Source organism: Nonlabens sp. (assembly GCF_047636915.1).
Lineage (GTDB): Bacteria > Bacteroidota > Bacteroidia > Flavobacteriales > Flavobacteriaceae > Nonlabens.
Genome location: NZ_JBLIGN010000010.1, coordinates 46,934 through 56,704, shown reverse-complemented (window position 1 = coordinate 56,704; position 9,771 = coordinate 46,934). Strand labels below are relative to the sequence as shown.

Annotated in this window: 8 protein-coding genes; 1 reads left to right on the top strand and 7 read right to left on the bottom strand. The window is 37.1% G+C overall.

Going from position 1 to position 9,771, the window contains the following annotated elements:
• Window positions 1-490 precede the first annotated feature (490 nt).
• The 6 genes from ACJAT0_RS03295 to ffh form a co-directional block, all read right to left on the bottom strand.
• Window positions 491-808, bottom strand: coding sequence for a rhodanese-like domain-containing protein (locus ACJAT0_RS03295; protein WP_415180506.1), 318 nt, complete (start codon window positions 806-808; stop codon window positions 491-493).
• A gap of 6 nt (window positions 809-814) precedes the next feature.
• A complete protein-coding gene (locus ACJAT0_RS03290; protein ID WP_415180505.1) occupies window positions 815-2,230 on the bottom strand; it encodes an MBL fold metallo-hydrolase in 1,416 nt (471 codons plus the stop codon).
• A 98-nt stretch (window positions 2,231-2,328) separates the two neighbouring features.
• Window positions 2,329-3,027 (bottom strand): thioredoxin family protein, encoded by a 699-nt coding sequence (locus ACJAT0_RS03285; RefSeq protein ID WP_415180504.1) that lies wholly within the window; start codon window positions 3,025-3,027, stop codon window positions 2,329-2,331.
• Window positions 3,024-3,503 (bottom strand): TlpA family protein disulfide reductase, encoded by a 480-nt coding sequence (locus ACJAT0_RS03280; RefSeq protein ID WP_374004131.1) that lies wholly within the window; start codon window positions 3,501-3,503, stop codon window positions 3,024-3,026. Before ACJAT0_RS03280 ends, ACJAT0_RS03285 begins: the two co-directional genes overlap by 4 nt.
• Before the next feature lie 785 nt (window positions 3,504-4,288).
• Complete coding sequence (locus ACJAT0_RS03275; protein ID WP_415180503.1) at window positions 4,289-5,176, bottom strand: bifunctional 5,10-methylenetetrahydrofolate dehydrogenase/5,10-methenyltetrahydrofolate cyclohydrolase; 888 nt, start codon at window positions 5,174-5,176, stop codon at window positions 4,289-4,291.
• A 352-nt stretch (window positions 5,177-5,528) separates the two neighbouring features.
• A complete protein-coding gene (gene ffh, locus ACJAT0_RS03270; RefSeq protein ID WP_374004129.1) occupies window positions 5,529-6,857 on the bottom strand; it encodes a signal recognition particle protein in 1,329 nt (442 codons plus the stop codon).
• Between the two features lie 556 nt (window positions 6,858-7,413).
• On the opposite strand from ffh, the gene ACJAT0_RS03265 reads away from it, so the two are divergent.
• On the top strand, window positions 7,414-8,778 hold the full coding sequence (locus ACJAT0_RS03265) for a peptide-N-glycosidase F-related protein (protein ID WP_415180502.1): 1,365 nt from the start codon (window positions 7,414-7,416) through the stop codon (window positions 8,776-8,778).
• An 81-nt stretch (window positions 8,779-8,859) separates the two neighbouring features.
• On the opposite strand, the gene ACJAT0_RS03260 is transcribed toward ACJAT0_RS03265, so the two are convergent.
• Window positions 8,860-9,741 carry a Brp/Blh family beta-carotene 15,15'-dioxygenase gene (locus tag ACJAT0_RS03260; protein ID WP_415180501.1) on the bottom strand — a complete coding sequence of 294 codons (882 nt, stop codon included), beginning with the start codon at window positions 9,739-9,741 and terminating at the stop codon, window positions 8,860-8,862.
• Window positions 9,742-9,771 lie beyond the last annotated feature (30 nt).

Genomic DNA, 9,771 nt, shown 5'->3' with positions numbered 1-9,771 from the left:
TTTCTATGGCACAAGGGCCAGCGAGGAGAAAAAAATTATCGGAGTCTGTATGTTTAAGTCTCGGTATATTATGAAGTGGCATAAAATGCTTTTTTAATTTGTTTTTACTATAATTTATGTACTGCTGTATTCCTATTTATGAGTGCTACTTGACCCGTTATATAACGGTAAAGTACTTTTATGTAAGAATCGTAACATCGCTTCCTTGACCTACTTCACCGTACCATAAACAAACAGCGTGTCTTTTATATCTTTTGATTCAGGATGGGCTAAGATAGTTACTTTCAAAACTGTTATGGGGCAAATTTTTACGGTGCTTTTATGGAATTGAAGGTTTTTTTTTATCCATAACATGACCCTTATCCCTTTTGATTGAAGCGGCAGCCTCTTCTGCGGTTATCAGATAAATAGCTCTTATTTTTTACTCCAAACAGACTTGCAGGTTTTTGAAATAATAGCAAGATAAGAACAAGGTTTTGTTATCTGTTTATTATTCAGGCATTGCCGTGTCGCCATTCCAGTTGCTATAGCCGCCAGTAAGGTTAAACGTGTTTTTTATGCCAAGTGACTCCATGATTTGACAAGCTTGCGCACTTCGACTGCCAGCGCGACAGTATACGTAGTAGTTTTTATCAGCGTCCATATTATTCATAGCGCTCATAAACTCTTGAGGTTTAAAAATGTCACAATGAATAGCATGAGGAATGATGCCTTCATTTACTTCTTCATCAGTACGTACGTCAATTATTAGAGAGTTGATATCTTGAGCGGTAAGCTCTTTCCATTTTTGGTTGTCTATATCTTTCATATACTATTATAAGGAACAGTTACTTGTGGCAACTATTTTTTGATTTTTAAGATTTGTTTTTTTAATGGCGCCAAAACCACCTTCTACATTCACTGCATACTTAATGCCATTGGCTTTAGCAATGCTAGAGAATATGACCGATCGATACCCACCAGCGCAGTGAATATGATAGATTTTTTCACTATTCAGACGTTTAACTTCTTCCAACACTAAACTTAAGGTGTGTAGGGGAACGCTGCATATATGTCCGGACTCGTACTCGCCAGGTCTGCGAGTATCAATAGGGTTTTTTATAGATCCATCCTCTAGACCGTCAATAAACCCTTGTGCGGTTACATTTTCTATAGAAGAAATTTCAAAACCACTAGTTTTCCAAGCAGAAAAACCTCCAATTAAATACCCCTGCGCGTTGTCATAACCTACACGTGCTAACCTAGTGACTGTTTCTTTTTCTCTTCCTTCTGGAGTTATGAGTATTATCTTTTGGTCGATATTCTCAATTAATGAACCTACCCAAGGTGCAAACTGTCCGTCTAATCCTATAAACCAAGATCCAGGAATTGATCCAGCCGTATACTCTTGCGGAGATCTTACGTCTAAAACTAGATATTCAGGATCCTCTGCAAGCGCTTTAAAAGCAGCCAATTTTAATGGAGTGATTCCTCTGGAGATTACCTCGTCGATACTGGAGTTCACCCCTTTATTCATCCAGACATTTTTTGGAAAATAAGCTGGTGGTGGTTCAATTCCAGTGGTTAATTCTTTAATAAAATCCTTTTTACTCAAAGAAGGCGCGAGTGCATAATTAGTTTTTTTCTGATTCCCTAGTGTATCACTCGTTTCTGCACTCATATTTTTCCCACAAGCACTTCCAGCACCGTGGGCTGGATAAACTATAATATGATCTGGTAATGGCAGGATCAAATCTCTGAGGGAATGATACAAATGACCAGCAAGATCATCTACAGATAACTCTGATTTTGCGGCTAGATCTGGTCTTCCTACATCGCCTATGAACAAGGTGTCCCCAGTAAAAAGGGCTTGTTCTTTACCTTGTTCGTCTCTTAAAAGGTAACAAGAGGACTCCATAGTATGACCAGGAGTATGTAATAATTGTAAACTGATTCCTCCTATTGTAAAAGTTTGTAGGTGTGCTGCTTTCGCGAAAGCGTAACTAGTAACAGCATTAGGGCCTATGACAATAGTTGCCCCAGTTTTATCTGCTAGATCTACATGTCCAGATACAAAATCTGCGTGAAAATGGGTAAGAAAAATATATTTGATGGCCACCTTATCTTGCTCGGCACGGTCAATATATTGTTGCACTTCTCTTAAAGGATCTATGATAGCAGCCTCACCATTTGAAGAGATATAATAGGTTCCCTGAGCAAGACACTTTGTATAATATTGTTCCAGTATCATGAAGTAATTTTATGTAAAAATACAATTTATAAGCTCTGAAATTAAAAAAAGCCTATGAGTAGATTGTGGGCCTCCATAGATATTAATTATGATAGGCTTTATTTTATGCGGCAGCCTATCGCGACGGACTCTGTCACATCGATCGCTGCACCGCTTAGTAAAGACTGAAGGGCGTTTTCTAAATAATTGTTTTTAACCGCTGTTGCATCTTGATAATTATCATCGATAGCACCTATATACTTTACTAGATATTCATCATTTTCTTTTTGAAGTAAAAATACATGAGGTGTCTTTGTGGCGCCATATTGCGGGTAAATTTTCTGACCTTCGTCTAACAAATAGGGGAATGAGAATCCTTTTTCTCTTGCTCTCACCTTCATAAGTTCAAAGCTGTCGGCAGGATATTCTTTTGGGTTGTTCGGATTTATAGCAATTACCGGGTATCCTAGATTTTTATATTTTTTATCTAATGCTATGATGCGGTCTTCATAAGCAACACTGTAGGGGCAATGATTACAAGTAAAAATGAGTACAAAACCCTTGGCATATTTATAATCTTTAAGGGATGTTTTATTACCATCTATATTTTTCAATGAAAAGTCAGTTGCAGCATCTCCAATACCATATCCTTTAATCGGAGTAGCGTTTTCCTGTGTGCTTTCTTTAATCGGATACTGTTTAGGAACAGGTGGTGGGGCATATAAATTTTCACGATCATGGCTATCTAACATTCCTGAGACAATAGCGATGGCTAACGCCGCTAAAAGTATTCCTATTAAAATTTTTAGTGTTTTCACAAGAATTTTTCTATGGCATCTTGTAATTCATCATAACTCAATGCTTTGTTATAAAACTGCTTTTTATTTTTGGATACGATCAAAGTGACTGGAATGGCTCCATCCCAATGAGCATCGACAAGAGGAATCCATTCTGCAGCATATGGGTCATCTAGAAGCAGTACTTTTGATTTGATCTGGTTATTTTTTAAAAATGGCTGTACGGTATTCTTAATTTTTTTGGCATCATCAAGTGAGATTAAAATCACCTCTAATTTATCTTCATATTTTGCTCCTAGTTTTTCAAAATAAGGCAATTCTTTTACACATGGGGCGCACCAAGTAGCCCAAAAGTTGATGACCTTGATTTTTTTATCTAGTGGTAAGGTAACCTCTTTTAAACCTTTTTGATCAATGGTAATTACTTTTGAAACAGGTCGTTGATTACAGGATATAAACGACATAAGGATACCGATTAGTAAGAGCTTCTTTTTCATTTACCCAAATATAGCAGTCTCCCTTAAAAATTAAATAGTGTTTAGCTAATAGTTTCCTAATATTATGGAAAATATAACAAAATCATGTAGGTAAAAAAGCTCCTTTTAGTCTTCTCACCCGTGAATTAACAAGTTCTACCATCTTAAATGCTGCTGAGCAAACAACTGTATTTTTAACCGTTAACCTGTCTATTTGATAAATTTTTCTACGGTTGGTATGCGGGTATGCACGGCAGGCTTTGAATATTACTTGGTATATAGAGCAATACTTATCTGTTCCTAAGAATGACATGAGGTTTGCTTCAGTTTATAATCTTCATCTTTTTTATTAAAAACTGATCTGTAAAATTGCGAGGTTTTATTTTGAAATTTTTGGCGATTTTATAGATTTCAGTAGAAATAGAAGGAGTGCCAATAGTTATACAGCAATTAGCGCTGGCAAGAAAGTCTAATGCTTCAAAACTTCAGCCGGAATATGTTGAACAATAGGGTGTAACTCTTTGGGTTTTTGCACGCACTTTTTTATCTTGTTGTGTAAGATGCTGAAGTCGGTTAAGGTAATTTTCTAATATTTATATTTTATAAAGACATGAATTAGTGCAACGTATTTGTCATAAGGCACTATTTAGCCAATAAAAAAGGCATCTATACCAGGGAATAGATGCCTTTTTAATTCCATACACGTGGGTAACTCAGTCTCCTATTCATTGCGTTTAGAGATAAGCCTTAAGTTAAAAAAAAGCCTAACAAGTCTTATAGGTTTAGTTTTTTTATTTGTCCAACCTTTATTTATTTGCTGCTCTATGGCGTTCCCTAGCGAGTAACGTGTTTTTTAATAACATGGCTATGGTCATAGGACCTACACCACCAGGAACTGGAGTGATGTAACTTGCTTTTTTCGAAACATTTTCAAAATCTACATCACCAGTGATATAATAACCACGTTCACGACTTTCGTCTGGGACGCGAGTTATTCCTACGTCTATGATCACAACATCATCTTTTACCATTTCTGCTTTTAGGAATCCAGGAACTCCTAAGGCGGTAATAATAATATCTGCTTGTGAAGTAATTTGAGTGATGTTTTTAGTGTGACTGTGCGTTAGGGTTACAGTAGAATTACCTGGAAAGCCTTTTCTTCCCATCAGAATACTCATAGGTCTTCCCACAATATGAGAACGGCCTATAACAACCGTGTGCTTCCCTTGTGTTTCTACTCCATAACGATCCATTAATTCTAGGATTCCAAAAGGAGTAGCTGGAATAAAAGTACTCATGTCTAGCGCCATTCTTCCAAAGTTAGTAGGATGGAAACCATCTACATCTTTATCTGGATCTACTGCCATCAATACTTTTTGCGTATCAATTTGTTTTGGTAGAGGAAGCTGCACAATAAATCCATCTATTTCTGGGTTGTCGTTTAGTTTTTTTATTTCTGCGAGGAGTTCTGCCTCGCTTGTGGTGTTAGGAAGGCGCACCATGGTACTTTCAAAGCCTACTCGTTCACAAGCGCGTACTTTAGAACCAACATATGTAAGGCTGGCTCCGTCATTTCCAACTATAACAGCCGCAAGATGAGGTACTTTTTCACCGTTTTTTTTCATTTTTTGAACGGTATTGGTGATTTCGTCCTTAATGTCGTTACTTGTTTTTTTTCCGTCGAGAATAATCATAATTATGTGTAATCTTTATTTCTTTTGTAAAATTCACTAATATGGGTCAAATTAAGAAATTTAAAGACCTTCTTTTATTACCTACTTATTAACGATACCGATTGCGTGATGTCCAACTCTAAGGGAACAAAAAAATCCCAAGCGTTAACTTGGGATTTGATATCTACTCAAAACACCTAGGTTTCCGAATTTTCTGTTCTTTCTTTTTCCTTTTCTTTGCGTTAAAATTTACAACCCTAACATAAGCTATGCTTGAAATTTATGCCTTAACAAAAGAAAAAATAAACCTGCTAAATTCTCCGAAAACCTAAATGCTGTGAGTATAAATTTAAATGATAAACCTATAAGAGAATTACTTCATGTTACCCAGTGCATTCATCATCGCTTTTCCTTTCCCACCTTGCATCATTTTCATCATTTTGCTCATTTGGTCAAACTGTTTCAGTAATTGATTGACTTCGGTTACGGTGGTGCCGCTGCCTTTTGAGATTCGTTTTTTACGGGATCCGTTAATGACTTGTGGTTGCGTGCGCTCTTCAACAGTCATGGAATGAATGATGGCCTCGATACCTTTAAAAGCGTCGTCATCGATGTCTACATCCTTGAGCATTTTACCGGCTCCAGGAATCATACCCATCAAGTCCTTCATATTACCCATTTTCTTGATTTGCTGGATTTGAGAAAGGAAATCGTCAAAACCGAATTGGTTTTTAGCGATCTTCTTGCTTAATTTTCTAGCTTCCTCTTCGTCAAATTGCTCCTGAGCACGCTCTACAAGAGAGATTACATCTCCCATTCCTAGAATACGGTCTGCCATACGTTCTGGGTAGAAAACATCTATAGCTTCCATTTTTTCCCCAGTACCTATAAATTTAATAGGCTTATTAACGATAGATTTGATGGATAAGGCAGCTCCACCACGAGTATCACCATCTAATTTAGTAAGAACAACACCATCAAAATTAAGACGGTCATTAAATGCTTTTGCTGTATTAACAGCATCTTGACCCGTCATGGAGTCTACTACAAATAGTGTTTCTTGTGGATTAATTGCGGCATGTACATCAGCAATTTCCTTCATCATTTGCTCATCTACCGCCAGACGACCAGCGGTATCTATAATTACAGCAGTAAAGCCGTTTTGTTTTGCATAAGCAACGGCCGCCTGAGAGATTTTAACAGGATCTTTCTCATCACGATTCGAAAAAACTTCCACGCCCACACTTTCTCCTACTACGTGTAACTGATCTATTGCCGCAGGACGGTAGATATCACAAGCTACTAAAAGGGTCTTTTTATTTTTCTTAGTGGTAAGATAGTTTGCTAGTTTACCAGAAAATGTTGTTTTACCAGATCCCTGAAGGCCAGACATTAAAATTATACTAGGAGTGCTACTTAAATTGATTCCAGCAACATCACCACCCATAAGTGCCGTAAGTTCGTCTTTCACGATCTTGGTAAGAAGTTGTCCAGGTTTAAGTGTCGTAAGGACCCCTTGTCCTAAAGCTTTTTCTTTAGCGCGAGCGGTAAATTCTTTTGCGATTTTATAGTTTACATCGGCATCCACGAGAGCGCGACGTATTTCTTTAAGAGTATCTGCAACGTTTACCTCTGTAATGCTTCCATGTCCTTTTAGAACATGCATGGCTTTATCGAGCTTGTCAGTTAAATTATCAAACATATTTTTAACTCATTTTTTGAAGACCGCAAAGATACTATTTCGGCTCTTTAAGTTCAAGCAATTAGAAGTCTTTTGTTTACAGTTGTCTGGATATAGAAAATGTATAGGTGAAACCTAGGGTCGGTGTGACAACTATTTTTTGTGACTTGACTGCTATCCCCATTAATAAGGTAATCCTCGCACAAGGACCCTTAGTTTTTAGCCCATAACTTCGACCGTTCGGTACTTCTACAGTCTCCGTGCAGGTGAGGTAGTCATAAAAATATCAGTAGGTATTTTGATTCTGCTCGGCAGAGGCAGCTGTATTGGTTAACTCTCATTACCTATCCTCTCAGGCCCTTTAGGCTTTCTTTTTCTTTTTCTGAAATTTAAAATTTTGCCTTGATTTTAAAAAGAAATACAACGCTCATAGACGTTCCAAAAGTGACAACCATCGCGTGTATTGTATTCTTAAAATGGAATAAAATAATTCATTTTTTTGATTCGACAGTTAAATTTTAATTAGATATTTATTCTATTTGAGTTAAATTACAGGCTTAGACAAATTTAGATATTTATGAAAAATGTAAAAGATACTTGTAGGCATATCGTTTTTTTTCTTTCGGCATTAATTTTGGTTCAATGCAGCTCTGATTCCAATAGCGATTCTGGTTCAGACGGTTCTGAAGATGCGGCATCTTTGAGCACCTCGTTAAGTGAGCTCCTTTTTGAACCCACTCCAATTGACCAATATTCCTCCGTAAAAACGTTAACGATATCCTATTCTAATCTGACTACAGCTATACAGATTAGCTCTAGCAGTGTATTTGAAGTATCTCTAGATGGGGCTGCGTTTTCAAATAGCATAGTGATGCCTATTGATAGTTCTTCTAATTTGCTTTTCGTTCGATTTGCTCCACTGTCGGTGGATCGTTTTCAAGGTGAAATCACTATCCAAAACACAGCTATAGCAACTGATCTTGTGATCACTATTAGTGGTGCAGGAACTCCTAGAATTCAAAATTACCAAACCTTTTCTAGAGAACGATTAGCTTTTGGTGCCGGCTTTTCTCAAAGTGCTGTACACACTTTTAATTTACCTAGCGATGTGTCAAATTTTGAAGCGATTAACATGTACGTAAAATTAACTTGTCCATCGGGTGGTTGTGATGAATGGGATGTCTTTGCAAATGTTAAAGTTCTAGACCCCTTGTCTGGTGAACTTTACGAACTCGCTCGATTCATAACTCCTTATTGGAATGATAACAGTCAGTTACCACGTGGTTTTGAATTTGATGTAACTGATTTTAAGTCGCTACTTTCGGGTAGTGTAAGTTTAAGGATTATGACAGAGTGCTGGAACGTTCGAGGATATGAAGTGAGTGTAGATTTTGACTATGTAGAAGGAATGCCAGATTATGCTTATTATGAAATTGCGCGTTTATTTAACTACGACAACAATTCACTAGCTGGCATTCCATATGGTGTGACCCATTCCTTTGACCTGACAAGAACAATTAATGTTCCTTCAAATGCTCAAAGCACGCACTTGCGCACCGTAATTTCTGGATGGGGACAAACGGCATCTGGTGATTCTGATGGACGTCCTTGTGCAGAGTGGTGTTTTAGAACTCATCAAGTTTTGATTGACGGAGCTACGATGTTTCAGCACGATCTAGCTCCCTTAGGTTGTGCTTCCAACCCAGTTAGTAATCAAGCGCCAGGAAACTGGATGCCAGATCGCGCAGGATGGTGTCCAGGAATGGAAGTGCCCACTAGAATTGATGTGTTTTCTTCCAACAGAGCTGGTACAGCATTTAATTTTGAATACGAACTGGAAAACTGGATAAACATGGGAAGCAGCAGTGCTTTTTATGCTATTTCTGCTTTTGTAGTAGTTAAAAGCGATACTCCTATACAGAGACCCGTTGTCATGGATTAATTTTTATAGCATCCTTAAAAAATGGGTGCAAGTTTATTGTTTGTGTTCCGCTTTCGCGAAAGCAGTGCACAGCAAAAACAACTATTTCTTGTGCAGCTGATTCATGACGATCACGTGTGGAAATGTAATGCCTCCTAAAAAGGCAATAATGGTAGAGAGAAAAAGGCTTGTGTACTCTTTTAAGAAGTAATAGAGCAGGCTTAAAAATATCAGAGCGGCTATCCAATAAAGCAACGAATTTAATATGTATTTTTTAACAGAAAAATTAGATACGGTACCTTCTAAAAACACAATCTGACTATGTATAGAAGGGACACTGTGCCACAGGATAAAATAAATGGCAAATCCCCAAAGCAAACTTGCTGATTGAAATAAAACGTATATAAGGACTAGATAGAAGAGCTCTCTGGCTATTGTTTTCCACATTAGGGGTTGCATTACTTTTAGAGAACTAAGCGCTAACAATGCCACAGATGCGATCAAAGGGTATAACAAAAAAGTGTACGAAACGGAAACATTTAAAAGGTCATTAATAATAGGGAGGCTTTCCTCGTGATGCAGGACTAATAGAGTAAGAATAATACTAAAGCCGTAAGACAATAAAAATACGTGGGTCAACCACGATGTGTTTAACTTGTATTTTTCAAAATGTTCTTGTCCAAAATGGTAGCCACTTATTAAAAGGAATACGGTTAAAATGATTTCGGGCACAAAGAAAAACAAGGCAAATCCGATCAAAACAATTAGTGCATAAATAGTTACGAATACTATTGTTTTTTTTAGGCTTAATTTTCTAGAATTAAAATAAATCTTTAGGTCATTTGCTCCGTGTCCTACTCCTATAGTAAGGATTAGAAAATATCCAATAGCCACTTCTAAATCTTCAGGGATTTGTATAGAGAGCCATAAAGCAAAAAAACTCAACACCATAATGATATTGTAGAGGCGTAATTTCTCAGACATTATTTTTGTTTAATATTAACATTGTAAAGT